This window comes from Streptomyces sp. NPDC043746 (genome assembly GCF_056436485.1).
This window is the reverse complement of sequence record NZ_JBWKCM010000038.1, coordinates 25,351-49,837: the sequence shown is the minus strand read 5'-3', so window position 1 is coordinate 49,837 and position 24,487 is coordinate 25,351. Positions and strand designations below refer to the sequence as shown.

The 24,487-nt window shown below is 72.9% G+C and carries 25 protein-coding genes; 5 read left to right on the top strand and 20 right to left on the bottom strand.

Translation table 11 applies throughout. The features are described 5' to 3' along the window. Window positions 1–104: 104 nt before the first annotated feature. Entirely contained in the window at window positions 105–884 is a 780-nt protein-coding gene (locus AC0682_RS28785; protein WP_478536083.1) for an SDR family NAD(P)-dependent oxidoreductase, read from the top strand. A gap of 132 nt (window positions 885–1,016) precedes the next feature. Here AC0682_RS28785 and AC0682_RS28780 read toward each other — a convergent pair whose 3' ends face one another. From AC0682_RS28780 to AC0682_RS28700, 17 genes are all read right to left on the bottom strand, one after another. Further along, entirely contained in the window at window positions 1,017–1,763 is a 747-nt protein-coding gene (locus AC0682_RS28780) for a Clp protease N-terminal domain-containing protein (protein ID WP_478536081.1), read from the bottom strand. Window positions 1,764–1,842: 79 nt separating this feature from the next. Then, window positions 1,843–2,622, bottom strand: coding sequence for an exodeoxyribonuclease III (locus AC0682_RS28775; RefSeq protein ID WP_478536079.1), 780 nt, complete (start codon window positions 2,620–2,622; stop codon window positions 1,843–1,845). Window positions 2,623–2,728: 106 nt separating this feature from the next. After that, window positions 2,729–3,382 (bottom strand): MBL fold metallo-hydrolase, encoded by a 654-nt coding sequence (locus AC0682_RS28770; RefSeq protein ID WP_254811398.1) that lies wholly within the window; start codon window positions 3,380–3,382, stop codon window positions 2,729–2,731. Between the two features lie 12 nt (window positions 3,383–3,394). After that, window positions 3,395–4,663, bottom strand: a complete 1,269-nt coding sequence (pcaDC, locus tag AC0682_RS28765; protein ID WP_478536084.1) for a bifunctional 3-oxoadipate enol-lactonase/4-carboxymuconolactone decarboxylase PcaDC — start codon at window positions 4,661–4,663, stop codon at window positions 3,395–3,397. 276 nt (window positions 4,664–4,939) lie between these two features. Beyond that, window positions 4,940–5,530, bottom strand: coding sequence for an anthrone oxygenase family protein (locus AC0682_RS28760; RefSeq protein WP_478536077.1), 591 nt, complete (start codon window positions 5,528–5,530; stop codon window positions 4,940–4,942). Window positions 5,531–5,680: 150 nt separating this feature from the next. Beyond that, window positions 5,681–6,610: an alpha/beta hydrolase gene (locus AC0682_RS28755; protein ID WP_478536076.1), complete on the bottom strand. Its 930-nt coding sequence runs from the start codon at window positions 6,608–6,610 to the stop codon at window positions 5,681–5,683. Beyond that, window positions 6,607–7,440, bottom strand: a complete 834-nt coding sequence (locus AC0682_RS28750; RefSeq protein WP_478536075.1) for a beta/alpha barrel domain-containing protein — start codon at window positions 7,438–7,440, stop codon at window positions 6,607–6,609. Before AC0682_RS28750 ends, AC0682_RS28755 begins: the two co-directional genes overlap by 4 nt. Before the next feature lie 33 nt (window positions 7,441–7,473). Next, entirely contained in the window at window positions 7,474–8,169 is a 696-nt protein-coding gene (gene trpF, locus AC0682_RS28745; RefSeq protein WP_478536074.1) for a phosphoribosylanthranilate isomerase, read from the bottom strand. After that, window positions 8,166–9,311, bottom strand: coding sequence for an acyl-CoA dehydrogenase family protein (locus tag AC0682_RS28740; protein WP_478536072.1), 1,146 nt, complete (start codon window positions 9,309–9,311; stop codon window positions 8,166–8,168). The genes trpF and AC0682_RS28740 overlap by 4 nt, the downstream gene beginning before the upstream one ends. Before the next feature lie 133 nt (window positions 9,312–9,444). Then, on the bottom strand, window positions 9,445–9,819 hold the full coding sequence (locus AC0682_RS28735; RefSeq protein ID WP_478536071.1) for an ectoine synthase: 375 nt from the start codon (window positions 9,817–9,819) through the stop codon (window positions 9,445–9,447). Beyond that, entirely contained in the window at window positions 9,806–10,648 is an 843-nt protein-coding gene (gene trpA, locus AC0682_RS28730) for a tryptophan synthase subunit alpha (protein ID WP_478536069.1), read from the bottom strand. The genes AC0682_RS28735 and trpA overlap by 14 nt, the downstream gene beginning before the upstream one ends. Further along, window positions 10,635–11,669: a hypothetical protein gene (locus tag AC0682_RS28725; protein WP_478536068.1), complete on the bottom strand. Its 1,035-nt coding sequence runs from the start codon at window positions 11,667–11,669 to the stop codon at window positions 10,635–10,637. The genes trpA and AC0682_RS28725 overlap by 14 nt, the downstream gene beginning before the upstream one ends. A 3-nt stretch (window positions 11,670–11,672) precedes the next feature. Beyond that, window positions 11,673–11,936: an acyl carrier protein gene (locus tag AC0682_RS28720; protein WP_478536066.1), complete on the bottom strand. Its 264-nt coding sequence runs from the start codon at window positions 11,934–11,936 to the stop codon at window positions 11,673–11,675. Window positions 11,937–12,070: 134 nt separating this feature from the next. Beyond that, window positions 12,071–13,567 carry an AMP-binding protein gene (locus AC0682_RS28715; RefSeq protein ID WP_478536064.1) on the bottom strand — a complete coding sequence of 499 codons (1,497 nt, stop codon included), beginning with the start codon at window positions 13,565–13,567 and terminating at the stop codon, window positions 12,071–12,073. Then, window positions 13,564–14,415, bottom strand: coding sequence for a MaoC family dehydratase (locus tag AC0682_RS28710; protein ID WP_478536063.1), 852 nt, complete (start codon window positions 14,413–14,415; stop codon window positions 13,564–13,566). The genes AC0682_RS28715 and AC0682_RS28710 overlap by 4 nt, the downstream gene beginning before the upstream one ends. Continuing rightward, window positions 14,412–15,671, bottom strand: a complete 1,260-nt coding sequence (locus tag AC0682_RS28705; RefSeq protein WP_478536062.1) for a beta-ketoacyl-[acyl-carrier-protein] synthase family protein — start codon at window positions 15,669–15,671, stop codon at window positions 14,412–14,414. Before AC0682_RS28705 ends, AC0682_RS28710 begins: the two co-directional genes overlap by 4 nt. Before the next feature lie 92 nt (window positions 15,672–15,763). Continuing rightward, window positions 15,764–16,978: an aminotransferase class I/II-fold pyridoxal phosphate-dependent enzyme gene (locus AC0682_RS28700; RefSeq protein ID WP_478536060.1), complete on the bottom strand. Its 1,215-nt coding sequence runs from the start codon at window positions 16,976–16,978 to the stop codon at window positions 15,764–15,766. 414 nt (window positions 16,979–17,392) lie between these two features. On the opposite strand from AC0682_RS28700, the gene AC0682_RS28695 reads away from it, so the two are divergent. Continuing rightward, window positions 17,393–18,199, top strand: coding sequence for an AfsR/SARP family transcriptional regulator (locus AC0682_RS28695; protein ID WP_478536059.1), 807 nt, complete (start codon window positions 17,393–17,395; stop codon window positions 18,197–18,199). A gap of 63 nt (window positions 18,200–18,262) precedes the next feature. Here AC0682_RS28695 and AC0682_RS28690 read toward each other — a convergent pair whose 3' ends face one another. From AC0682_RS28690 to AC0682_RS28680, 3 genes are read right to left on the bottom strand one after another with little or no spacing between them, the layout of a single operon-like run. Further along, the gene (locus tag AC0682_RS28690; protein ID WP_478536057.1) at window positions 18,263–19,018 is read right to left on the bottom strand and encodes an SDR family NAD(P)-dependent oxidoreductase; all 756 of its coding nucleotides are present in this window, start codon (window positions 19,016–19,018) and stop codon (window positions 18,263–18,265) included. Next, the gene (locus AC0682_RS28685; RefSeq protein WP_478536055.1) at window positions 19,015–19,998 is read right to left on the bottom strand and encodes a 3-oxoacyl-ACP synthase III family protein; all 984 of its coding nucleotides are present in this window, start codon (window positions 19,996–19,998) and stop codon (window positions 19,015–19,017) included. Before AC0682_RS28685 ends, AC0682_RS28690 begins: the two co-directional genes overlap by 4 nt. A gap of 9 nt (window positions 19,999–20,007) precedes the next feature. Next, window positions 20,008–20,268, bottom strand: coding sequence for a hypothetical protein (locus tag AC0682_RS28680; RefSeq protein ID WP_010064097.1), 261 nt, complete (start codon window positions 20,266–20,268; stop codon window positions 20,008–20,010). A 202-nt stretch (window positions 20,269–20,470) separates the two neighbouring features. On the opposite strand from AC0682_RS28680, the gene AC0682_RS28675 reads away from it, so the two are divergent. The 3 genes from AC0682_RS28675 to AC0682_RS28665 are packed head-to-tail and all read left to right on the top strand — an operon-like array spanning window position 20,471 to window position 24,421. Next, complete coding sequence (locus AC0682_RS28675; RefSeq protein WP_478536053.1) at window positions 20,471–21,355, top strand: class I SAM-dependent methyltransferase; 885 nt, start codon at window positions 20,471–20,473, stop codon at window positions 21,353–21,355. Between the two features lie 5 nt (window positions 21,356–21,360). Further along, on the top strand, window positions 21,361–22,887 hold the full coding sequence (locus tag AC0682_RS28670; protein ID WP_478536051.1) for a flavin-containing monooxygenase: 1,527 nt from the start codon (window positions 21,361–21,363) through the stop codon (window positions 22,885–22,887). A gap of 25 nt (window positions 22,888–22,912) precedes the next feature. After that, window positions 22,913–24,421: an FAD-binding protein gene (locus tag AC0682_RS28665; RefSeq protein ID WP_478536049.1), complete on the top strand. Its 1,509-nt coding sequence runs from the start codon at window positions 22,913–22,915 to the stop codon at window positions 24,419–24,421. Window positions 24,422–24,487 lie beyond the last annotated feature (66 nt).

Here is a 24,487-nt window from a genome sequence, read left to right as displayed (position 1 = left end):
GGCATCGCCCGGATGCACAACCTCGCCCTCGCCGGATAAGCAAGGCGGCCGCCATGCCCGAGGCGGCTTCAAGATCTTTGCGGGACAGCCCTTAGGGTACGAACATGAGTGCACAGGCGTACGTGTCGAAGCTGTTTTCGTTGGCCGGGCGGGTCGCCGTTGTGACCGGGGGGAGTTCCGGGATCGGGCGGGGTATTGCCGGGGCGCTGGCTCGGGCCGGGGCCAGTGTTGTTGTGGTGGCTCGGCGAGAGGCCGAGTTGAAGGACACCGTTGGGGAGTTGGAGGGCTACGGGTGCCGGGCCGCCTGGGTCAGTGCTGATCTGGGGACCGGTGAGGGAGTGCGGGCGGCCGCCGATGGGGTCGTTGCCGCATTCGGGGAGCCGGACATTCTTGTCAACTGTGCTGGGATCAACCTGCGGCCGCCCATGGACGACCTCGGTGAGGACGTGTGGGACACCACCATGGCCGTGAACCTCAAGGCGCCCTTCCTCCTTGGGCAGCGATTCGGGCCCGGGATGGCTGAGCGGGGGTACGGGCGGATCATCCATGTCAGCTCGCAACAGGCACACCGCGCCTTTGTGAACAGCGGGGCGTACGGGGTGTCCAAGGGCGGGCTGGAGTCGCTGGCCCGGTCGCAGGCCGAGGCGTGGTCCCCGTACGGCGTCACCGTGAACACGCTGGTGCCGGGGTTCGTGCTGACCCCGCTCAACGCGCACCTCGCCTCCGATCCGGAGAAGGTCGCCTCGCTCGCCGCCCGCACCTTCGTCGGGCGCAACGGGCTCGCGGAGGACTTCGCGGGGGCCGCCGTCTTCCTCGCCGGGCCCTCCTCCTCGTACGTCACCGGGCAGGCGTTGTTCGTGGATGGTGGGTTCTCGTCGCACTGAGGCTGAGGCCCGGGAGTTCTCCCTGGTCGCTGGGGCCGGGGAGTTCTCTGTTCGTCGGGGTTCGAGCGACAGCGACCGGGCGGCGGGCCCCGTGCTTGCCGGAAGCCCGCCGCCCCTCCCCCGGAACGGCCCTCAGGAACTCTGCTGCCAGAGCGCTGCCGCCGCCTCCTCCACCGCCGACGCGACCGCCGTCGACGTCGCCTCCTTCGTGAGGCCGAGGCCGGTCAGGACGCCGGTGCCGGCTTCGAACTCCAGCAGGGCCAGCAGGATGTGCTCCGTGCCCACGTAGTTGTGGCCGAGCCGCAGCGCCTCGCGGAACGTCAGCTCCAGGACCTTGCGCGCGTCCGCGTCGTACGGGATCAGCTCGGGGACCTCGTCGGCGGCGGGCGGCAGGGCCGCTTCCGCCGCCGTGCGCAGGGCCTCCGGGGTTACGCCCTGGGTCGTGATGACGCGGAGCGCGATGGCTTCCGGTTCGGCCAGGAGTCCCAGGGTCAGGTGGGCCGGGACGATCTCGGCGTGGCCGGCGGCCTTGGCCTCGTTGTAGGAGGCCATGACGACGTTCCGGGCCCGCTGGGTGAAGCGGCCGAAGCCCTGGCTCGGGTCCAGGTCGGACGCTTCGTCGCCCTTCTTCGTGACGAAGCGCTTCTGGGCGGCCTGACGGGTGACCCCCATGCTGCGGCCGATGTCGGTCCAGGACGCACCCGAGCGGCGCGCCTGGTCCACGAAGTGGCCGATGAGGTGGTCGGCCACGTCTCCGAGATGGTCGGCGGCGATGACCGCGCCGGAGAGCTGCTCCAGTGCGTCGGGGTTGGACTTCTTGATGGCCTCGATCAGGTCGTCGAGGCGCACGGACGGCGTCGCGGGAAGTGGCTGCGTCATGCGTCAACCCTAAGTTGACACCCGGAGAGTGTCAACCTTAGGTTGCGCTCAAGCCCCAAGCCGCTCCCTGGCCGCTCCGTCAGAGGTCCAGGTCGACCACCACCGGCGCGTGGTCGGACGCGCCCTTGCCCTTCCGCTCCTCGCGGTCCACGTAGCTGTCCTTGACGGCGGCCGTGAAGGCGGGGTTGCCGTACGTCAGGTCGATCCGCATGCCCTTGTTCTTGGGGAAGCGCAGCTCCCGGTAGTCCCAGAAGGTGTACGCGCGGTCGTACTTGAGGGGGCGGGGCAGCACCTCGCCCAGCCCCTCCCCCTCCAGGGCCGAGAGGGCCGCGCGCTCGGCGGGGGTGACGTGGGTGGCGCCGACGAAGAGCGCGGGGTCCCAGACGTCCTCGTCGGTCGGGGCCACGTTGAAGTCGCCTAGGACGGCGAAGGGCAGCGGGCCCGCCACCTCGGGGGCGACGGCCTTGCGGAGGGCTTCCAGCCAGGCCAGCTTGTACGTGTAGTGGTCGTGCTCCACCTCCCGGCCGTTGGGGACGTAGACCGACCAGAGGCGGACCGGGCCACAGGTCGCGGAGATCGCGCGGGGCTCCTGGGCCCCGTCGTAGTCCGGGCCGCCGGGCAGTCCGGTGACGACGTCGGTGAGGCCGACCCGGGAGAGCAGCGCGACCCCGTTCCACCGGCCGTTGGCGTTGACCGCGGATTCGTACCCCGCCTCGCGCAGGGCTTCGGCGGGGAACTGCTCGGCCGTGCACTTGGTCTCCTGGATGCACAGCACGTCCGTGCCGCTGCTCTCCAGCCAGGCCAGCAGCCTCGGCAGCCGGGCGGTGATCGAATTGACGTTCCAGGTGGCGATGCGCATGACCCCAAACCTAGCGGCTCCCACTGACAGTCGACGAAACCCCGCCGTCGGGCGACGAACGGCGGGGCGGGGTGGGCTGCGGCAGAGGGGGCGGGCCGTCGGGCCCTCACAGCTCCGTGACGCCGCCCGGGGCCAGTCGGCCGTGGTCCGCGCCGCCCAGGGCACCGATCTGGTTGTCGTAGATCGGCCGGGCCAGGTCGGTGAGCAGGGCGTCGTGGACGTCGATCGCGCGGCGCGGCTTCACCTCCCGTACGTAGTCGATGACCTCGGAGATCTTGCTCCAGGGGGCCATCACCGGGAGCAGCAGGGTGTCCACGGCGCGGTCCGGGACGGTCAGCGCGTCACCGGGGTGGAAGACCGAACCGTCCACCAGGAAACCGATGTTGGTGATCCTCGGGATGTCCGGGTGGATCACCGCGTGCAGTTCCCCGTGCACGGTGACGTCGAACCCGGCCGCCGAGAACGCGTCGCCGTCGCCCACCGTGTGCACCCGGCCGGGGAAGGCGGCCGAGAGCTGGTCGGCCACGCTGCGCAGGGTCCAGATCTCGGCCGCCGGGTTCGCCTCCAGGCCCGCCCGCAGCCGGGCCTCGTTGAAGTGGTCCGGGTGCTCGTGCGTGACCAGGAGGGCGTCGGCGCCGAGGGCCGCGTCGTCCTCGGAGAAGCCGCCCGGGTCGATGACCAGGACGCGCCCCTCCTTCTCGATCCGCACGCAGGAGTGGGTCTTCTTGGTGAGCGTGAGTGGCTGAGGCGATGCGTTCATGGGTCCATCCTGCTACGCGGGCGGGGTGGTTTCCTCCTGGATGACGGACTGCGCGACCGTGAAGGCCGCGCCTGCCGCCGGGATGCCGCAGTAGACGGCGGCCTGGAGCAGAACTTCCTTGATCTCGGCGGGTGTCAGACCGTTGCGCAGGGCGGCCCGGGTGTGCGCGGCCAGGCCCTCCAGGTGGCCGGAGGCGACGAGCGCGGTGAGCGTGACGCAGCTGCGGGTGCGGCGGTCGAGCCCGTCCCGGCTCCAGGCCTCGCCCCACTCGTACCGGGTCACCAGCTCCTGGAAGTCCTCGGTGAACGCGTCGGTGGCGGCGGTCACCGCGTCGACGTGGGCGTCCCCCAGCACCTCGCGTCGCATCCTCGTGCCGCGTTCGTGGCGGCTGTCCGGCTGCGGGCCCGCTCCCTCGGGCGCGTCGGGCGCCGGGGCGATCTCGGCGACGGGCGCCGCGGGCACGAAGGGGGCGGGCGTGGCCGGGCCGGGGACGAGCGACGGTACGGAGGCCGTGGCGGGCGCGTCCTGCCAGGCGGTGGAGAAGTGGGTCAGGAGCAGGTCGGTCACGGCGGCGGGCTGCTCGACCGGGGCCAGGTGGGAGGCGCCGGGGACCAGCGCGAGTCGGGCGTCGGGTATCCCGGCGACCAGCGTGCGCGCCTCGGCGGGTCCGGTGACCTGGTCCTCCGCACCGACCAGTACGAGGGTCGGGACGCCGATCCGGCCCAGGTGGTCGCGGATGTCGAAGGCGGCCAGCGCCTCGCAGGCAGCGATGTAGCAGCCGGGGTCGGTGGTACGGACCATCTGCACGGCCCATTCGACGATCGCGGGCTGCGAGGCGGCGAAGCCGGGGGTGAACCAGCGCTCCGGAGCGGTACGGGCCATCGGCTCCAGGCCGTTGGTGCGGACGATCACCCCGCGCTGGCGGAACTCGTCGGCCGTGCCGAACCGGGGCGAGGAGGCGACCAGTGCCAGCGAGGCCACCCGGTGCGGGTGGCGCAGGGCCAGGTCCGTCCCGACGGCACCGGAGATCGAGCAGCCCAGGTAGCCGAACCGGTGCACGCCCAGCTCGTCCAGGGTCGCGATCAGCCGGTCAGCGAGCTCGGCGACGGAGGACGCCGGGTGGGCGGGGGCGCCGCCGTGGCCGGGCAGGTCGTAGCGGAAGACTCTCCAGTGCTGGGCCAGCTCGGGTATCTGGCGGTCCCACATGTGCCATGTGGTTCCCAGCGAGGGCCCGATCACCAGGACCGGTGCACCCTCGGGGCCGTCGAAGCGGTACTGCATGGATTCCGTCGCCTTCTCACTCACCGTTCCCACGCTCCCACAGCTCTCCGGGCCGCCGGACGGCGGGGGCACGGTACCCGGGCTCCGCCGTGCCGAGCGGTACGGGGAGACGGGCCGCCGGGCGCACCGATGGGCCGGCCGCCTCCCCCTGACCGGACCAGACCTGACCAGTGAATAGCGAGGGCCGTCATGTGTGAACGCAAAGAGGGAAAGTGAAGCGGCGGCCTTTCACTGCAAAGCGGCAGCTGTTTCGTGAGTTTTCCTTCGGGATCTCCTCTATCCCGGTGTCATGGAGGATTCCGTCCGCCCGTGGCGGATCAGTGCGGCGCACAGAGCGCCCAGGCTCAGTACACAGAAAAGGGTCCGGAACACATTGGCCGTGACCCATGCCGACTTGAATTCGTCGATCACCGCGTGGAGGTCCTTGGCGGGCGCCGGGTCGCCCAGCGCCTCCAGGTCCGCGTTGAGGGGAAGGTTGAGCGCGACGGTGACGACGAGCACCGCCAGGTAGCACAGGGCCGCGACGGTCAGCGGCAGGGCCACCGAGCGGCGCTTGCGGCGGAAGGCCAGGATCGCGGAGGCGACCGTCAGGCCCAGTGCGGCGAGGAAGACCAGGCCGAACAGCGCACTGCCGTCGATCGCCGTGTTGAACCGCCGCATGGCCGCGGCGTAGGCGGCGTCGTCCAGCTCGGCGAGGCCCGGCATGACGGAGATGTCGTAGGCGAAGAACAGCCCCGCCATCAGCCCCGTGCAGAGCACGGAGGCCACCAGTAGCGCCACGGTGGTCCGCTCACGGGCGGGCGGGGGTCCGCCGGGCCGGACCGGGTCGGCGGAGTGCGGGGCGGCGTGGGGAGGGTACTGGCTCATGTGGCGGTCCCGTCGGTCGGATGGACTCTCCCGGATGGTTGCGTACGGTGCACGCAGCAGAACAGAGCGTACGTGCCGTGCGCGTGGTCATCCCAGCAGGTTCGGGGCCCCGCGGTCCATATCCCACACGCTCACGCGCATACGCGTGCGTCACCGCGCGCGGTCGAAGGAGGCTGCCAGGCACTCCTCCAGGAACGTCAGTGCCCGCGCGTGGTAGAGCGGGGCGGCCTGTCCGAGGCTGAGGTTGTGCCCGGCCTCCGGCAGGCGTTCGACGACAGGGCGGCGGGTGCCCGTGAAGCTGGCGGCCACGGCGGCCAGTTCGTCCCGGTCCAGGCACCACCAGCCCTCGTACGCGCCGAAGGTGAGCCGCACGGGGCAGCGGACCCGGGCGGCGGCGGCCGGGAACCGGCCGGGCCACCGGGCCGTCTCCTCCTCCTCGGCGGCCGGGACCTCCCGGAGCAGGGTGCGGCTGGCCCGGAAGGTGCCGCCCGGATAGAGGCGCAGCGGGCCCCAGTTGAGCGATCCCGCACCGCCGCCCAGAGTGTCCGGGAAGTGGGCGGCGGCCGGTGCGTAGTGCCAGCCGCAGCCGTTGAGGTCGAGTCCGAGGAGGCGGTCGGCGGGGGTCTGCCCGGGCCAGGGCTCCCCCGCCAGGTGCAGGGCCGTCTTGCCGCCGTCGGAGTGCCCGAGGAGATGGAATCCGGCCCCTACGGGGTGCAGTTCGGCGTAGTCGGCGAGCGACCGGCGCAGCAGCCGGGCCTGTTCGGCGAGCGGCAGGCCGCGGGGCAGGGTGGCGCGGGAGAGGCCGTAGCCGGGCCGTTCCACCGCGAGGACGGTGTGGCCGAGTGCGGTGGCGAGGGCGAGCAGCGAGGTGTGCGGGGCGACCGGTCCGGCGAAGTAGCCGGGCGACATCGCCCGGCCGTGGACGGCGACGAGCACGGACCGGGGCGCCCCGGTGGCGGGTTCGGCCCGCCAGGCGCCGAGGCGGTGGGGGCCCCGGCCGAGCACGATCTGCTCCACGCCCCTGGGGACGAGGTCCCGCGCGGCGGCGTCCGCGGTGGCGACGGTCGGCGGAGCGCTCATGCGGGCACGTCCTCGGCCTCGGGGCCGGCCGGGACCTCCGGTTCGGCGGTCTCCGTTCCGGGTACGGGGGCCGGGGGCGGCAGGACCGGGGGCGCCTCGGCGGTCGGCGGGACCACGATGCGCCCGGTCGCCTCGGCGCTCGCCGCCCGGTGCGCGTCGAACGCGCCCAGCCAGGCCTCCACGCTCGGGGCCCGCAGGAGCGAGGTGCCGATGAGCAGGCCCCGGTAGCCCTCGGCCAGCAGACCGGCGGCGGTGGCGGGGTCGCCGACCGCGCCGGCGCTGACGGGGCAGAGGGTGCCCGCGGCCCGTACGGCGGGCAGCAGCGCGCGGCTGCGGTCCAGGTCCCCGGCGTCCCGTTCGCGGGCGGTGATGTCCTTGTTGTTGACCGCGACGACGCAATCCTGCGGGTCGGGCAGGCCGACCGCCTCCTCGGCGCGGGTCACCTCCACGAACGGGGTCAGCCCGTGCTCCTGGCACTCACGGGCCAGGTCGTGCAGGGACTCCCGGGGCAGCAGGGCCGCGGTCAGCAGGACCGCCGAGACGCCCGAGCGGGCTGCGGCGGTGATCTGGTCGCGCCGGGTCACGAAGTCCTTGAGCAGGACCGGGACGCCGACGCGTGCGGTCACCTCGTCGAGCATGGCGGCCGTCCCGCCGAACCACCGGCCGGTCACGACGGAGACGCACGGCGCCCCGGCCCGCTCGTAGGCGGCGGCGACATCGCCGGGGGCGCGGCCCCGCAGCAGGTCGGTGCCGTGTGCGTCGCGGGACTTCACCTCCATGATCACGGGGCGTTCCGCGCCGAGGAGCGCGGACAGGAAGGGCTGCGTCATCGGGGGTTCCTCACGGGGTGATCGGGGCGCCTCTCACAGGGCAGAGGTGCCGGTCCAGGCGCGGTCCAGCGCGGCGACCAGGGCGGGGTCGAGCGGACCGCCGTCGCCGCGGGCGGCGTGGTCGATGTCGACGCCCCGGAAGCCGGGGTGCGCCGCGACGGCATGGCCGGCGGCGTCGGCCTCGGTGAGGCCGCCCGCCAGGAGGAAGGGCAGGGGCAGGGCGGGCAGCAACGTCTCCAGCTCCTCCGCGGGGACGCGGTGGCCGGTGCTGCCGACCGCGCCGTCCCGGGTCGCCGCGTCGACCAGGAGGAGGTCCGCCCCGGCGCGGGCGTACGCCGTCAGGAACGGCCGTTCCACACAGGCCCCGTCGAGTACGTGCACCGCCTTGACCAGCACCGCGTCGGGCAGCTCCGCGCGCAGGGCGGTGACGACGGCGGGCGGCTGGTAGGCGTGGAGCTGGATCCAGCGCACCCGGGCGGCGTGGGCGGCCGCCGCGATCCGCTCGGCGTCGTGCAGGAAGGTGACGAGCACCGGCTCGGCCCGGTCCGCCGTGCGGACCGCGTCGGCCAGTGCGGTCAGCTGAGCTCCGGTCAGGTCGCGGGACCCGCCCTCCACCCCGTACCAGAGGCCGACGAGGTCGGCCCGTACGGCCACGGCGGCGGCCTCATCGGGGGCGGTCGCGCCGCACACCTTGAGCAGTGGCCGGGGCGGACCGGTCGGGGCGCTCATCCGCCCAGTCCCAGGGCCGAGGCGACGTGGTTGTACTGGATGTCGTTGGTCCCGGAGTAGAGGGTGCCGGCGACCGCCGCCCGTATCTCCTTCTCCAGGCCGACCTCGGTGAGGTAGCCGGCGCCGCCGAAGACCCGGACCGCGGAGAGGCTGGTGGAGAGGGCGGCCTCGCTGGCGAGGATCTTGGTGATGGCGAGGTCGGCGGTGACGTCCTCGCCCGCGGCGAGCCGCTCGGCGGTGTCGTAGAGCCACTTGGCGGCGGTCTCGGTGCGGATCTTCATGTCGGCCACGCGGTGCGAGACCGCCTGGTAGTCGCCGATGGGGTGGCCGAAGGCCCGGCGTTCCCGGGCGTAGGCGACGGTGCGCTCCAGCCGGTGGCGCATCTCTCCGAGCTGGACGGTGAAGCCGAACAGGATCTCGCGCTTCATCACGTGGTCCAGGACCAGCAGTCCGCCGCCCACCCGGCCGAGCACCCGGTCGGCGGGTATCCGGCAGCCGTCGAGGTGCAGGGTGGACAGCGGGGCGGTCCGCAGCCCCATCTTGGCTGTCGCCCCGCCGACGGAGAGTCCGGGGGTGTCCCGGTCCACGAGGAAGGCGGTGGTGCCGAGCGGTCCGCCCTCCGGGCGCGTACGCGCGTAGACGACGAAGACGTCGGCGATGGGGCCGTTGCTGACGAACGCCTTGCCGCCGGTGAGGACGTAGTGCGTGCCGTCGCGTACGGCGCGGGTGGTCATCGCCATGGCGTCGGAGCCGCTGTCGGGTTCGGTGATGGCGTGCGCACCGATCAGCTCGCCCGAGCAGATGCCGGGGAGATAGCGTTCGCGCAGGGTCTCGCTGCCGAAGGCGGTGAGCGGGACGCCGGTGCTGGCCATCGAGGTGGTGGCGCAGAAGTTCAGGCCGGACTCCCGGCAGGTCTCGCCGAGGGTCTCCAGGACGTGCAGCGTGGTGACGAGGGACTGTCCCGCGCCGCCCCACCGCGGGGGGAACGGCAGCCCGAGGACGCCGCTCCTGGCGAGGGACCGCCAGCGGTCCGGTTCGAACGCGGACCGGGCGTCCGCGTCGATATGTCCTTCGCTCAGGATCGTGCCCCACTGGGCCATGCCTGCGCAGAGCGCCTGCTGATCCGCGTCGCGGTTGCTCATGGCTGAGCCTTCCGTACGGGCCGTGCGGGTGGCCTCGGTCGATGGCGGTCGGAGGGGGACGGCGGTCTCCCGTCGTCGTCGGATCGGCGGGCGCCCGTGGTTCAGGCGCCCGTCGGGTGAGCGGCTGAGCCGTCTAGTACGCGGAGGGGACGTTCTCGTCCAGGCTGTGCACCTCGTCGCCGCGGAGGGCCGGGGCGAAGACGCAGACCAGACGCAGGTCCTCGTGGGGTGAGGCGATCAGGAAGTGCGGGTCGTTGTTGTCGAGCGAGTAGAGGACGCCCGGTGTCAGCGGATGACTGGTGCCGTCGAGTTCGACCACCTCGCCGGAGCCCTCGATGCAGTAGCAGGTCTCCAGGTGGTTGCGGTACTCCAGGCGGGACTTGGTCCCGGCCCGCACCGTGGTGTCGGTGACGCTGTACCCCAGGCCGTCGGCGTCCAGGAGGAATCTGCGGCTGAGTCCGTTGCCCCAGTCGACGGTCTTGACGGTCTCGATGTTACGGATGAGCACGAGTGTCCTCCTTCGGACGGGCGGTGGCGGGACGGCCGAGCGCGGCGACGAAGGAGCGGTAGTCCTCGACCGGGTCGGACCCGGCTTCCAGGCCCCGTTCCAGCGTGGCCACTCCGGCGGAGCCGACGATCGCCGCGTCCGCGCCGCTGCGGGCGACGGACGCGAGATCCTCGGCGGTGGACACCCCGAAGCCGACGGCGATCGGGGAGGTGGTGAGGTCGCGCAGTGAGCCGACGAACGGCGCCAGTCCGGCGTGGCCGCCGTGGGGCGTCCCGGCGCCGCTGCGCCCGTAGCGCGCGACCAGGTAGAGGTATCCGGTGGCATGGGCCGCTGCCTCGGCGACGGTGGCCGGTGGGCTGGCCGGGTAGCAGGTGGTGACCTCGGGCAGGCCCGCCGCGCTGAGCGCCTCGTGGTGGGCGGGGCGCAGCCGGGGCGGCAGCCCGTGGGCCAGCAGGGCGTCCGCGCCGCTGTCCGCGACGGCGCGGGCGCAGTCGGCGGGCGGGGCGGTGCGCAGGCTGTGGCTCCAGTCGGCGAGCACCGCGATCCTCAACCGCTTCAGGCCGGGCCGTACGGCGGTGACGAAAGCCAGGGTCTCGTGCAGTCCGACGCCCCGTGCCAGCGCCCGGTCGGCGGAGCGGCGCACGACGGGCCCGTCGGTGGGCGAGTCGGGGAAGGGGACGGCCAGTTCGAGGCAGTCGACGCCTGACTCGTCCAGCAGGGCGACGAGGTCGGTGAGGACGGGCAGCGGCGGATCGCCCGCGTTGAGGAAGACCGCCAGGCCCAGCTCCTCGCAGGCGCGGGCCTCGGCGAAGAAGTCAGCCCGCGCCATGGCTCGCCCCTTCCCGGCGGCCGGAGGTCAGCCGCTCCAGCAGACCGAGCGCCGCCCCGTCGTCGAGCGCGGCACCCGCCTCGGCAACCGCCTTCGCCCAGTCGTCGCGGTGGCCGGACGCCAGGGCGAGCGCGGCCGCGTTCAGCTGGAGGGTGGCGCGCAGCGGGCTGCCGGCCCGGCCGGTGAGGAGGGTACGGAAGTGGTCCGCGGCCGCGTCCCGGGAGACGGGGGCGAGGTCGTCGGGGGATCCGTCGGCGGGGACGAGGTCGCCGGCGCACAGCGTCAGCGTGGTGCCGTCGGGGAGGTGGATCGTGTTGTCGCAGATGCTGAGGAGCTCGTCCGCCCCGAGCGGGTTGGTCACCAGCCAGGTCGCCGGAGCGCCCGGCCGGGCTGCGACGGCCCGCAGGGCGGGCGGGAGTTCGGCGCCGCTGACCCCGGTGACCTGGGCGGCCACCGGGACGGCCGCGAGGAACGGGCCGACCGTGTTGAGGAAGCGGCCGAACACGCGCATGGGTGTCGGCACGGCCAGCAGCGCGAGCCGGGCCAGCTGCACCGGATAGACGAACGGCCCGGTGAAGGAGATGCCATGGGCGTCCAGGTGGCGGGACGCCTGGTCGAAGGAGGCGGCGAACGGGACGCCCAGTCGGTCCAGGAGGTCGACGGAGCCGGTGCGCGCGGTGTGGGCGCGGGAGCCGGACTTGACGACGCGGACCCCGCAGGAGGCGGCGACCAGCGCGGAGGCCGTGGAGAGGTTGACGGTGGGCGGACCGCCGCCGGTGCCCACCACGTTGACGGTGCCGGACCACGGCGTCGTGGGCCGCGCCGGTCGCCGCCGGTCCAGGGCGTCGAGCATCGCGAGCAGGCCGTCGGCCTCCGGCAGGGCCGCGGTGAGCGAGGCAAGCAGCGCGAGGGCGTCACCGCGGTCCAGGGCTCCGTCGGCCAGCGCCTGCCACAGCGCGTCCCACTGGTCCGGGCCGGCCGGCGCGCGCCGGTCGATGATCGGGACGAGGGCCGGGTGCACGGCTCAGCCGCCCGTGGCGGCGGCGCTCTGGGAGCGCGCGATGTAGGCGTCGATGGCGTTGACGCTGCGGAAGTTGTCGGGGTCGAGGTCGGTGTCGCCCACCGCGAGCCGGAAGTGGTGCTCGACCCAGGCGATCAGCTTGAGGACGCCGAGGCTGTCGAGCGCGCCGTCGGCCAGGAGGTCCAGGTCGGGCGGGAGTTGGGCGGGGGTCAGGTCGGGCAGGAACTCCCGGACGATGTAGTCGCTGATCTGGTCGGTGTTGCTCACGGGGCGCTCCTTGGCGGGTTGCTCGTACGGGGGTCGAGGACGGCTTCGGATCTGCCGAGGGCCTGCGGGATCGCCCTCGGGCGGTCTGCGGATGGCCTCCTCCCGACGGAGGGGTGGGCCGGCCCCCGGCGGGGTCAGGACACGGCGGCGGGTGCGGCCACGGTCGCCGCGAGCGCGCGGCGGTCCACCTTGCCGGTGCTGGTGCGCGGCAGGGGTTCACGCGACGGGATGAGAAGAGCGGGGACCCATCCGCGGGCGAGCCGTGCGGTGCAGTGCCGCTTGAGGTCGAGACCGGTGGTGGTGGAGGCGGCCTCCAGTCGGACGACGGCGACCAGGCGGCGGCCCTCGACCGGGTCGGGGACCGTGGTCACCCCGGCCTCCAGCACCTCGGGGTGCTCCAGCAGCACCTGCTCGACCTCGCCGGTGTTGACGGCGACGCCCCGGATCTTCACCTGGTGGTCCAGCCGGCCGACGAGCCGGAGGGCGCCGTCGGCGTCCTTCTCGACCAGGTCTCCGGTGCGGAACCAGCGGACGCCCGGCCTGCCTCCCGCCGCCGGGTCCAGGACGAACTTCTCCGCGGCCCGGCGCGGATCGGCGTACCCGGTGCTCTGAAAGGGCGTGGAGACCTCCAGTTCACCGCGGCCGGGACCGGTCAGCAGCCGCCCGTCGGAGTCCCGCAGCCGCAGGCGGACTCCCGGCAGGGGGCGGCCCAGCGGCATCGGGACGGGGGTCGGCAGGCTCCGGTCGACCTCGTACATCAGGCTGTCGTTGGTCTCGGTGCAGCCGTAGATGTTGTACAGCCGGGCCCCGGGGGCGAGCTGTGCGAGGTCGGCGAGCACCTGCTCGGGCATCACGTCGCCGGTGAACGCCGCGTGCCGGACGGTCTCCAGCGGGCCGCCGCCCTCCGCGCGGGCCTGGGCGCCGACCAGGGCGTAGAAGAGGGGGACCGCCTGCACCACCTCGACGCGGTGGGTACGCAGCAGGCGGAGCAGGCGGGGGCCGCTCGCCGCCGTCGTCGCGTCCACCAGGACCACCTGGCCGCCGTGGGCGAGGGTGGTCCAGACGTCGAGCAGGCAGAGGTCGAAGTTGAGCGGGGCGTAGTTGAGGACGGGGGTGGACTCGGTGATGCCGAAGGCGCCGGCGGCCCAGTCGGTGAAGGCGTCCACGGCCCGGTGCGGCAGGGGGACGGCCTTGGGGATGCCGGTGGAGCCGGAGGTGGTGAGGACGAGGGCGGTGTCCGGCGGCACGGCTTCCCCGCAGCAGTCGCCGCGCTGCGGGCCGGTCGCCGTGACGGTCGCCCCGGCGAGCACGTAGCGGCAGCCCGCCTCCGCCATCACCGCCGCCAGGTGGTCGGGCGGCAGGGTCGGCGAGGGCAGCAGCGCGGGGCGGCCCGAGGCCAGGGAGGCGAGGACGGCGGCGACGGCGCCGGGCGACTTGTCGTCGAGCACGGCGACCGTGGCAGCGGCAGGCACGTGCTCGGCGAGCAGGCCGCGGGCGGCGGCGGTCGCGTCGGCCAGCTCCCGGTAGCTGGTGGGGGTGCCGTTCCACCACAGGGCCGGCGCGTCCGGGGTCCTCTCGGCCCAGCGCAGCACGGAGCCCGCACTCCCGCCGTACCGGGCGGTCCCGGTCATCGGCCCGCTCCCGACGCGGGGCCCAGCCGGAGCCAGCCGCCCTTGACGGCGGCCGCGCCCTGGGACCGTACGGTGAAGGCGACGGTGTCCCCGGCGGCGGAGGGCGTGAGGTCGAGGGTCGTTCCCCTGCCGGGCAGGACGGGGCGGGCGAAGCGCGCGCCGACGGCCAGCACCCGGTCGACGTCCCCGTCCGCGTACCGCTCGGCGGCCTCCTCCACGGCGAGCGCGACGAGGCCCATGCCGTGGGCGATGACATCGGCGAACCCGGCTTCCCGGGCGGCCCCGGGGTCCAGGTGGACCGGGTTGAGGTCTCCGGCGGCGTGGCCGTAGTCCGCTATCCACGCCCGGTCGATGCCGAGGTCGCGGCTGACGGTGGCACCCGGCGACTCCTGGCGCACCGCGGCCGTCGGGACGAGCGTGCCGTGCGGTTCGGCGGTGCGCAGGCCGACGAGCAGGATGTGGGCGGTGAGCCGGGCCTGTTCGGCGCCGGTCGCCCGGTCGGTGAGCATGGTGGTGAGGACGAGCCGGGTGCCCCTGGGTTCGGGGCGTACGGCGTCGAGGGCGGCGGACGCGACGAGCGGGACGCCGGGGCGCGGCGGTCGGTGCAGCTCGATCTCCTGGGCGAGGTGGACCAGGGAGTACGGGCCGTGCCCGGCGGCGAGGCCGGCGACGGTGCGTTCGGCGAGCGGGTGGGTGAGGACCAGGGCGGCGAGGGGGCCCGCCCCGGCCCGGCGGCCGGGCGCGGGGCGGCCGAGCGCGCGGCGGGTGACGGTGCGGTAGCGGCGGGCGGCGGGCGCGTCGAGGAGCGGTGCGGCAGGGTCGAGGGCCGGGCTGGGCAGGGTCGTCATGCGGGGGTCACCACCAGGCTGCTGTTGTGGCCGCCGAAGCCGAAGGAGTTGGTCAGCGCGGGGCCGGTGGGGACGGGCCGCGGACTGCCGTGGACCACGTCGATCTCCATCTCGGGTTCCGTTCGTGTGTGGTTGGCGGTGGGCGGCACCGCACCGGCGTTCATCGACATCACGGCGACCACGAGTTCGACGGCTCCGGCCGCTCCGATGAGGTGGCCGAGCACGCCCTTGCTGGCGGTGACCGGTGGCCCGTCGGGCCCGAACACCTTGGCCAGGGCGGCGGCTTCGGCGCGGTCGTTGTGCACGGTGGCGGTGCCGTGGGCGTTGACGTGCGCGATGTCCGAGGGCGTGAGGCCCGCGTCGGCGATGGCCCCGGACATCGCCTCGGCGGCGAACGCGCCGTCGGGTCGGGGGGCCGAGAGGTGGTGGGCGTCGGAGGTGGCGGCGTACCCGGCGACCAGGCCGTACGCGCGGGCGCCGCGCGCCGTTACGTCCGTCGCCCGTTCCAGCACCACGAAGGCGGCGCCCTCGCCCATCACGAAGCCGTCCCGGCTCACGTCGAAGGGGCGGCAGGCGGTGGCGGCCTCGGTACGGAGGGAGGCGGCGCTGAGGTTGCCGAACCCGGCGAGGGTGATCGGCGTGAGGGTCGCCTCGCAGCCGCCCGCGATCACCACGTCGGCGCGGTGGTCGCGGAGCATGGCCGCGCCGAGCCCGATGGCGTCGGCCCCGCTGGCGCAGGTGGTGGAGACCGTGAGCGCCGGTCCGTGCCAGCCCAGTTGGAGGGCTATCTGGGCGGCGGCCGCGTTCGGCATCGTCATCAGGGGCATCAGCGGGCGGACTCCGCCGGGGCCCTTCGCCGCGAAGTTGACGGACTCGGCGTCGCTGGTGGCGCGCCCGCCGACGGCGTTGCCGACGACGATGGCGCACCGGGCGGCGGGCGCCCGGGGCAGCCCGGCATCGGCATGGGCGGCGAGCGCGGCGGCGAGACCGTAGCGGGCGAAGGGGTCGAGCCGCCGGGCGGCCTTGGTCGCCAGGGCCTCCTGCCAGGGCAGGCCGTGGCCGGTGAGTTCCGGCACCCGGCAGCCGATCCGGATGCGGTGGTCCGTGGTGTCGAAGTGGGTGAGGCCGACCGCGAGGGAGCGGCCCGCCGACACCGCGTTCCACAGGTCGTCGGTGGTGAGTCCGGCCGGGGTGACGGTGCCGATCCCGCTGATGGCGATGTCCGGCCGGGCGGAGCGTTCCGCCTCGGTGCGCATGGTCCGTGTGGTTCCTTCCCGTTCCGGTGACCGGCCGTCGGCCGTGGACGCGGTGGCCGCGCCCGCGGGGGGTACGCGGGCGGCGGCGGGGGTCACCCCGTCAGGAGGCCGCACTCCCCCGCGGCCTTGAGGAACGCCTCGGCGGCCAGCTCCACGTCCGCGTCGGTGTGCCGTGCGGTGACGGCGATCCGCAGCCGGGCCAGGTCGCGCGGCACGGCGGGCGTCACCACGGGCAGCCCGATCACGCCCAGGCGGCGGGCGGCGGTGGCCAGGTCGTAGGCCGCTTCGTCGCCGCCGGCGATGAGCGGGACGACGGCCGTCTCGCTGTGCCCGGTCCGCATCCCGCCCGCGCTCACCAGCTCCCGGAACCGGGCTCCGTGGCCCTGGACGCGGGCGACACGCTCCGGTTCGGCGCGCAGCACGCGCAGTGCCTCCAGGGCGGCGCCCGCCGAGGCGGGTGCGAGCGCGGCGGAGAAGAGGAACGGCCGTGCGGCGTAGCGGAGATGGCCGATCAGCTCGGCCGAACCGGCGACCCAGCCGCCCATGGAGGGGATGGCCTTGGAGAGGGTGCCCAGCTTGACGTCCACCCGTACCCGGCCCTCGAAGTGTTCCTCGATGCCCAGGCCGGTGCGGCCGATGACGCCGAGGGCATGGGCCTCGTCGGTCATCAGGAGGGCCTCGTGGGCGTCGCAGACCTCCCGCAGCCGGGGCAGCGGCGCGATGTCCCCGTCCATGGAGTAGACGCTGTCGACGATGACCAGCCGGACTCCGCCGGGGGCGGCGACCTCCATGCGGCGGGCCAGGTGCTCGGTGTCGTTGTGCCGGAAGCGGACCACGGCGGCTCCGCTGAGGCGGCAGCCGTCGACGATGCTGGCGTGGGCGTACTTGTCGACGAAGACGGTGTCGCCGGGGCCCACCAGGGCGCCGATGGTGCCGACGTTGGCCGCGTAGCCGGAGCCGAAGACGATGGCCCGCTCCCGCTCGGCGACGGCGGCGACCTCGGCCTCCAGCTCCTCGTGGAGGGGGATCGACCCGGCGAGGGCCCGCACTCCGTGGTTGCCGGTGCCGTAGCGGGCGGCGGCGGCCTGGGCGGCGGCGACCACGCGCTCGTCACCGGCCAGGCCCAGGTAGCTGTAGCCGGACATCATCAACAGCCGTCGGCCGTCGAGGTCGACGTAGGCCGTGTCGCGCTCGGCGGTGTAGGGAACGAAGCTGTTGCGGCGCTCCGGCTCCCACTCCAGGGAGGTCACACGGCGCTCCGTCGCCTCCAGTTTGTGCGTGATTCTCCCCCACGCTGCGGATGCCATCGGCCGTCCTCTCCCTCGTGACCGCCATTGCACAGAGGTGCAACGAATCTGATGCGCCTCGAATTCAACGACCCTCTCGCAATGGAGGCGCAACACGGGAGCAAGATCAAACAGCCGCCAATGGATTTGGCATGTGCCAGAGCTTCCGATTCACCACTCGTTTACTGATGCAACTTTATGGCGCAGTTGACACACCTACTTTTTGAACGAGAATGCTATTCACTCAGCCGTGGAGAAGATTTGACCGAGCTCGTTCCGACCGACGCAGACCCCCCACGAGATCCTCACGCGCCACCCGGTCCACGCGTCACGCCCTGGGTCCTGCACACGGAACCGCACGCACGCCAGAAAGTCGACTTCCGTCATCCATGCCGCCGAGGAAGTCGCCTCAACCTTTTCTTGGGGGGATCGACCGTGCTCATCAGGCTTGTCGGCCTTGTCTCCATCGAACATGAATCCGAAGCTCCGCGGGTACTGGCCAGTCATCAGGCCCAGATCGCCCTGGCCCGACTCGCCCTGGAACGCCCTTCCGGCATAGGCCGGGAGCAACTCGCCGACACCATATGGCCGGACGGCCTGCCCAGCACCTGGGCCTCGGCGTTACGCAGTGTCGTCAGCCGCCTTCGGGCTCTCCTCTCGGAGGGGGAGAACGCCGAGACCGCGGTGATGGCACACGGCGGGCGCTACCTGCTGCGGCTGCCGGAGGATGCCCAGGTGGACGTGGAGCGCGCGGAGCAGGCCGCTCTCACCGCGGCCGCCGCCCACCGCGAGGGCGACCACAGCACCGCGCAGCGGCTCGCCACCACCTCCGTGTCCCTGCTGCGGGGACCGTTCCTCGCCTCGCACGAGAGCGAGTGGGTGGAGTCCGTCCGGCGCCACCTCAAGGAGCTGCGGGTCTCGGCCCTGGAGACCGCGAGCAGTTCCTCGTCCGCGCTGGGCGACACCCACCACGCCCTGCGGTACGCGGAGGAGGCGGTGCGCCAGGCGCCGTTCCGGGAGAGCGCCTACCGCTGCCAGATGACCGCGCACCGCCTCGCCGGCAACAGGGCCGAAGCCCTGCGCATATACCAGCAGCTGCGCGTCGTCCTCGCCGAGGAGCTGGGCTGTGACCCGAGCCCGGAGAGCGAGGCCGCCTACCTGGGCCTGCTGGAGCGGACCCGGCTGCCGGTGGCCCCCGCCCGGGCGGAGTGGGAAGCGCTGTCGACACACCGGCTGAGCTGACCCCCCGGCATGGCGGTGGGGAGGAACGCGGCATCGCGTCCCTCCCCACCGGCCCGGAGCGGCTCACATGATGGAGACTCCGCTGTCGATACTGACCACCTGTCCGGTCATGCAGTCCTGGTCGAGGAAGAGCGAGACCCCGCGGGCGACCTCCTCCACCGTGACGAACCGCGGGACCGGCGCCTTGTGGGCCATGTCGGAGACGATGCTCTCCGGCAGCTGATCGGTCATACCGGTGATCATGAACCCCGGTGACAGGGCGTTCACCGTGACCCCGCGCCGGCCGCACTCCGCGGCCAGCGCACGGGTCATCCCCATGACGCCCGCCTTGGACGCCGAGTACGCGGTCTGCCCCGCCGTCGCGATCAGGCCCGACGGCGAGACCACGTTGATGATCCGCCCCCAGCGCCGCCGCAGCATGGACGGCAGCGCCACCCGGCTGGTGTGGAAGGACCCCAGCAGGTTGGTACGGATGACCTCGTGCCAGTCGTCCGGGGACTGCATCGCCATCAGGGCGTCCTTGCGGACGGCCCCGTTGTTGACCACCACGTCGATGGGTCCCAGCGCCTCCTCGACCTCCCGGTAGAGCTGCTGGGTCTCCTCCCAGGACCCGACGTCCGCGCCGACGACGACCGAGTCGTTCGTCAGTCTCCCGCTCACCGCGCGGGCCTGGTCGGCCGCGCTGCGGTAGTGGACGGCCACCCGGCAGCCCAGCGCGTCCAGTTCGACCGCCAGCGCCTGCCCGAGGCCGCCCGACGCGCCGGTGACCAGGGCCACCGGCGCGTCGGGCCGCTCGCCCGCTCCCCTTCCTCCGCTCACGCGGTGCCTCCCCAGCGCATCAGGACCGACCCCCAGGTCATGCCCGCCCCGAACCCGGCGAGCAGCACCAGCTCCCCGGCCTTGATCCGGTCCGCCTCCAGCGCCTCGGTGAGCGCCAGCGGGATCGAGGCCGAGGCGGTGTTGCCGTATCGGTCCAGGTTGGTGATCAGGGACTCCGGGCGCAGACCTGAGTGCTGCACCACGGAGTTGATGATGCGGATGTTCGCCTGGTGCGGGATGACGTGATCCACCTCCGCCGGAGCGATCTTCGCGCTCTCCAGCGTCTCGCGCACCGTCCGCACCGTGTAGCGGACGGCGTTGAGGTAGATCTCGTTGCCCTTGATCCGGGCGAAGTGGAGCCCCTGCGCGACCGTTTCCGGTGTTGTGGGCATCCGACTTCCGCCCGCCGGAACCTTGAGTGCATCTGCACATGATCCGTCCGCACCCAGGTTCCAGGCCAGGACGGGATCTTCCGGACCCGGTACGAGCACCACCGCGGCCGCCGCGTCGCCTACCAGGATCGAGAGGTCCCGGTCAGCGGGGTTGGCGGTCAGGGTGTGGGTGTCCGAGCCGATCAACAGGATCGGACGGCGGTCCATGCGCAGGAGGCCCATGGCCGCGACCAGCCCGTACACGAAGCCCGCGCACTCGGAGTTGACGTCCATCGCCCCGCCGCCGATGCCCAGTCCATGGTGGACGAAGGCGGAGGTGGCGGGGGACGGCTGCTCGGGCGTGGCCGTGGCCACGATCAGATGGGCGATGTCGGCGCCGGTCAGCCCCGCCTTCGCCAGGGCGGCGCGGCCCGCGTCGACGGCAAGGGAGGCGGTGGTCTGCCCCGGGCCGACGGCCCGGCGCTCATGGATGCCGCAGCGGCTGACGACCCAGTGCTCGTCGACGCCGAAGCGCTCGGCCAGTTCGGTGCTGGTGACGACCCGCTCGGGCAGGGCCTTGCCCCACCCCGCGATGGCGAATCCACTCATGGGCCCGCCTCAGGCCTCGGCCGGCTGCGGCGCCAGGTCGACCAGCTTCGCGTACACGTCCCGCATGGTCGTGCTGTCGTCCAGCTCCGCGAAGAGGGACTCGTCGGCGGGGATGTCGGGGTGCTCGTTCTGGAAGTTGTACAGCCACTCCATCAGATCCAGCGAGTCCACACCCGGGATGTGCCGGATCGGCGCGTCGGGTGTCACCTCGGTGGCTCCGGAGACGGCGGCGAGCTGCTCCGAGAGAACCTCGACAGTCGGCAGTGCCATGATTGTTCCTCTCTCAACGCGACGTACGGTCGTGTCGGCATGCAAGCCGCTCCTCGCAACCGGATCGCAACAGGCCGGTCATACGCCGCTGTTGCGGATGGATTGCACAGGTCCGCTTGGCTCCCTCCCAGCACGGTTCAGGACCGGACAGCCGCCCGGCGCTCAGCGCCCGGTCGGCAGGAGCTGCGAGGAGAGGGCGAGGATGGCGACGATTGCCTCCCACACCGCGGAGCCGGAGGTGGACGCAGTCCGCCACCACTACGAGGTGGGAAACGAGTTCTACCGTCTGCTGCTGGGCCCCAGCATGATGTACAGCGGGGGCTACTGGCAGGAGGGGGAGGGCCTGACCGAGGCTTTGGACCTGGCGCAGGAGCGCAAGCTCGACGTGTTCGCCGAGCTGGCCGACGCGGCGGGCAAGAGCCGGGTGCTGGACATCGGCTGCGGCTGGGGCACCCTGATGGACCGGCTGACGCGGAAGCACGGCGTACGCGAGGCGGTCGGGCTGACGCTGAGCCGCACCCAGGCCGACTTCATCGCGGGCCTGGGCAACCCGGCCCTCACCACCCGGGTGGAGAGCTGGTCGGAGCACAGCGCCCCGGGCGCGTACGACGCCGCGTTCTGCGTCAACGCACTGGAGCACTTCGTGCCGTCCAGCATGTCGCCGAAGGAGCGCACCAAGCGCTACCGGTTCTTCTTCCAGCAGGTTCACGAAGCGCTGGTGCCGGACGGCCGGTTCGTCCTGCACACGATGACCGCCGAGGCCCAGCCGATCGGCCGGAAGATCCTGGCGGACCTGAAGTTCCTCCAGCGCTCCGAGTTCGCGGGGATGCACATCCCACACCTGCACGAGCTGGCTGCCGCCACCGAGGGCCTGTTCGAGGTGGTGGAGCTGGTCAACGAGCGTGAGGCGTTCGCCCGGGCCTGCCGCGCCTGGCTGATGCTGCTCGCCGAGCGGCGCGAGGAGGCCGTGGCGCTGGAGAGCGAGGAGGTGGTGGCCCGCTTCGAACGCTACCTGGACATCTTCGCGTACACGCTGGAGGACCGCTTCTTCAACAACTTCCGCCTGACGCTGGCCCGCAAGAGGTGACCGGGATGGCTCAGGCACCCCTGGATCCGGCCCGCGACCTGCGGGTGGCGGTGATCGGCAGCGGCTTCTCCGGGCTCGGCACCGCGATCCGGCTCATGCAGCGGGGCATCGACGACTTCCTGGTCTTCGAGCGCGCCGACGAGGTCGGCGGCACCTGGCGCGACAACACCTACCCGGGCTGCGCCTGTGACGTGATGTCGCACCTGTACTCCTTCTCGTTCGCGCCGAACCCGAACTGGAAGAGCACCTTCGGCACGCAGCGGGAGCTCTTCGCCTACCTGCGCGACTGCGCCGACCGGTTCGGGGTGCGCTCGCGCATCCGCTTCCGGCACGAGCTGACCGAGGCGCGCTGGGACGGCCTGCGCCAGCGGTGGCTCATCTCCACCACCGGCGGCGACTACACCGCCCGGGTGCTGGTCACCGGCACCGGCTACCTCAGCGAGCCCGCCGTCCCCGACATCCCCGGCCTCTCCGGGTTCCAGGGCGAGGTCTTCCACTCCTCGCGGTGGCGCCACGACCTGGACCTCACCGGCCGCCGGGTCGCCGTCGTCGGCACCGGGGCGTCCGCCATCCAGTTCGTCCCCGCCATCCAGCCGGAGGTCGGACAGCTCGACCTCTACCAGCGGACCCCGCCCTGGATCGGCCCGAAGAACGACAAGGCCAACAGCGCCCTCCAGACCAGGCTGCTGACCTCCGTCCCGGGCTACCAGCGCTTCCGCCGGAACTTCAACATGTGGGGCCGGGAGGTCCTGGCGTTCGTGATGGCACGTCCCGCCGTCGCCGGGAAGATGCAGAAGATGGCGTCCGACCACCTCAAGAGGAGCGTGCCCGACGAGGCTCTGAGGGCCCGGCTCACCCCCGACTACGTCATGGCCTGCAAGCGGCTGCTCTTCTCCGACACGTACTACCCGGCGATCCAGCAGCCCAACGTGGAACTGGTCACCGACCGGATCGCCAAGGTCACCGCCGACGCGGTGGTCGCGGCCGACGGCCGGGAGCGCCCGGTGGACACCATCGTGCTCGGGACGGGCTTCGAGGCGATACGCCGGCCGATCGCGGAGCGCGTCTTCGGCCGGGACGGCGTCAGCCTCAAGGACACCTGGCACGAGGGTATGAGCGCGCTGCGCGGTACGGGCGTGGCCGGGTTCCCGAACCTGTTCATGCTGCTCGGACCGAACACGACACTGGGCCACTCCTCCCAAGTGATCATGATCGAGGCGCAGATCGCCTATCTCCTCGACGCCCTGGCGACGATGGACAAGCGCGGTCTGTCCAGCGTCGAGGCGCTGCCCGAGGCCCAGCGCGCCTACAACCGGAAGCTGGACCAGCGGCTGGAGGGCACGGTGTGGAACGCCGGGAACTGCCGCAGCTGGTATCTCGACGACCGCGGCCGCAACCCCTCCATCTGGCCGACCTACACCTGGCGCTTCCGGCGGGCCACCCGGCGCTTCGACCTCGCCGAGCACCGGCTGACCACCAGCGAGGACCTGCGGACGCCCGTGCCCGCCGCTTCCCGACCTCCGTACGCGTGACCGACGAGACATGGAGTCCCTCCCCGTGAACCTGCACACCCCTTCCCGAAGAGCAGTGCTCGGCACGGTCGGCGCCGCCGCCACGGTGATCGGCTGGAACGCCACCACCGGAAGCTGGGCCTGGGCCGCCGACCCGGCTCGCCGATCCGGCGACCACATCGTGTCCGTACCGCCGCTGGACGGCACGCTCACCACGGACACCAGCGCATTCGGCTCCTACAGCCATGACTTCGGACGGCTGGTCAACAACACCGTGCCCTGGGCGGTCCTCACCCCCGGCTCGGTCGAGGACATCGCCAGGATGATCCGCTACGCGGCGGCCAACCGGCTGAAGCTCGCGGTCAACGGGCGCAGCGGCACCGGCGGCGACCTGGAGTCCCACTCCTGCTACGGCCAGGCCGCCGTCCCGGGCGGCATCTCGGTCGACGCCCGCGGTATGGCCCGCATCGTGTCCACCGGCCGCGACTCCATCACCGTGGAGGCCGGGGCCACCTGGGCGGAGATCACCGACCATCTGCTGCCGCGCGGCCGCACTCTGCCCGCCCTGCCGGACTATCTGCCGCTCTCGGTGGGCGGGACGATCAGTGTCGGGGGCATCGGCCTGACCATGGGCTCCGAAGGTCTCATCGCGGACACCGTGACCTCGATGACCGTGGTGACCGGCACCGGCGAGATCGTCACCACCTCGAAGACCCGGCGCTCCGACCTGTTCCGCACCGCGCTGGCCGGCGGCGGCCAGGTCGGCGTCATCGTCGGCGTGACGCTGCGAACCGTGCCGGCTGCCGAGCGGGCCACCGTGTTCAGCCTGTTCTACAGCGACGTCACCGCCTTCATGAAGGACTCGGAGATCCTGCTCGCCGACCACCGCTTCCAGATGCAGGGCGGCGAGATGGTCCGCAAGCCGGACGACTCCGGCTGGCGCTACAAGATCGAGGCCGTCGCCACGTACTCCGGCGGCCGGGCCCCCGACCGGGCGAGACTGCTGTCGGGCCTGAAGGACCTGCGCGCCGAGGCGCACGTCGAGGACCACTCGCTGCGCGACTACCTCTTCCGCCTGGACGGCTACGAGGCCTTCCTCAAGGAGGCCGGGCACTGGTTCGAGGCCAAGCCGTGGCTGAGCCTCTTCCTGCCGCGCTCCTCCGCCGCCCGCTTCCTGCGCCTGGCGGAGAGCCAACTCACCACGGAGAGCCTGGGCGCCGGGGTGGTGCTCACCTACCCGTACCCGACGTCCAAGGTGACCGCGCCGATGGCGGTGCAGCCGACGGACAGGACCGGTTACCTCTTCGACCTGCTGCGCTTCCCGGACCCGGGGACCAGCGACGCCGAGATCGCGCGGATGGTCCAGCAGAACCGCTGGCTGTACGACCGGGCGGTGGAGCTGGGCGCCAAGCGCTACCTCGTCGGGGCTGTCCCGGACCTGACCGCCGCGGACTGGCGGCGCCACTTCGGCAGCGGCTACCGGGCCCTGTGCGATGCGAAGCGGCGCTTCGACCCCGGCAACGTCCTCACCCCCGGTCAGGGCTTCTTCGGCTGACCGAGCACGGCCCCGGGCCGCTCCTGCGGGAGCGGCCCCTCCCGTTCATCCCCTGGAGGAGGAGCA

Excerpts from the sequence above, each read along its gene's own strand:
- AC0682_RS28755 (WP_478536076.1), bottom strand. The coding sequence starts at position 6,610 with ATGAGCGCTCCGCCGACCGTCGCCACCGCGGACGCCGCCGCGCGGGAC.
- AC0682_RS28740 (WP_478536072.1), bottom strand. The coding sequence starts at position 9,311 with ATGAGCAACCGCGACGCGGATCAGCAGGCGCTCTGCGCAGGCATGGCC.
- AC0682_RS28700 (WP_478536060.1), bottom strand. The coding sequence starts at position 16,978 with ATGGCATCCGCAGCGTGGGGGAGAATCACGCACAAACTGGAGGCGACG.
- AC0682_RS28780 (WP_478536081.1), bottom strand. The coding sequence starts at position 1,763 with ATGACGCAGCCACTTCCCGCGACGCCGTCCGTGCGCCTCGACGACCTG.
- AC0682_RS28680 (WP_010064097.1), bottom strand. The coding sequence starts at position 20,268 with ATGGCACTGCCGACTGTCGAGGTTCTCTCGGAGCAGCTCGCCGCCGTC.
- pcaDC (WP_478536084.1), bottom strand. The coding sequence starts at position 4,663 with ATGCAGTACCGCTTCGACGGCCCCGAGGGTGCACCGGTCCTGGTGATC.
- AC0682_RS28715 (WP_478536064.1), bottom strand. The coding sequence starts at position 13,567 with ATGACCGGGACCGCCCGGTACGGCGGGAGTGCGGGCTCCGTGCTGCGC.
- trpF (WP_478536074.1), bottom strand. The coding sequence starts at position 8,169 with ATGAGCGCCCCGACCGGTCCGCCCCGGCCACTGCTCAAGGTGTGCGGC.
- AC0682_RS28770 (WP_254811398.1), bottom strand. The coding sequence starts at position 3,382 with ATGAACGCATCGCCTCAGCCACTCACGCTCACCAAGAAGACCCACTCC.
- AC0682_RS28675 (WP_478536053.1), top strand. The coding sequence starts at position 20,471 with ATGGCGACGATTGCCTCCCACACCGCGGAGCCGGAGGTGGACGCAGTC.
- AC0682_RS28750 (WP_478536075.1), bottom strand. The coding sequence starts at position 7,440 with ATGACGCAGCCCTTCCTGTCCGCGCTCCTCGGCGCGGAACGCCCCGTG.
- AC0682_RS28670 (WP_478536051.1), top strand. The coding sequence starts at position 21,361 with ATGGCTCAGGCACCCCTGGATCCGGCCCGCGACCTGCGGGTGGCGGTG.
- AC0682_RS28785 (WP_478536083.1), top strand. The coding sequence starts at position 105 with ATGAGTGCACAGGCGTACGTGTCGAAGCTGTTTTCGTTGGCCGGGCGG.
- AC0682_RS28775 (WP_478536079.1), bottom strand. The coding sequence starts at position 2,622 with ATGCGCATCGCCACCTGGAACGTCAATTCGATCACCGCCCGGCTGCCG.
- AC0682_RS28760 (WP_478536077.1), bottom strand. The coding sequence starts at position 5,530 with ATGAGCCAGTACCCTCCCCACGCCGCCCCGCACTCCGCCGACCCGGTC.
- AC0682_RS28685 (WP_478536055.1), bottom strand. The coding sequence starts at position 19,998 with ATGAGTGGATTCGCCATCGCGGGGTGGGGCAAGGCCCTGCCCGAGCGG.
- trpA (WP_478536069.1), bottom strand. The coding sequence starts at position 10,648 with ATGGCGCGGGCTGACTTCTTCGCCGAGGCCCGCGCCTGCGAGGAGCTG.
- AC0682_RS28710 (WP_478536063.1), bottom strand. The coding sequence starts at position 14,415 with ATGACGACCCTGCCCAGCCCGGCCCTCGACCCTGCCGCACCGCTCCTC.
- AC0682_RS28705 (WP_478536062.1), bottom strand. The coding sequence starts at position 15,671 with ATGCGCACCGAGGCGGAACGCTCCGCCCGGCCGGACATCGCCATCAGC.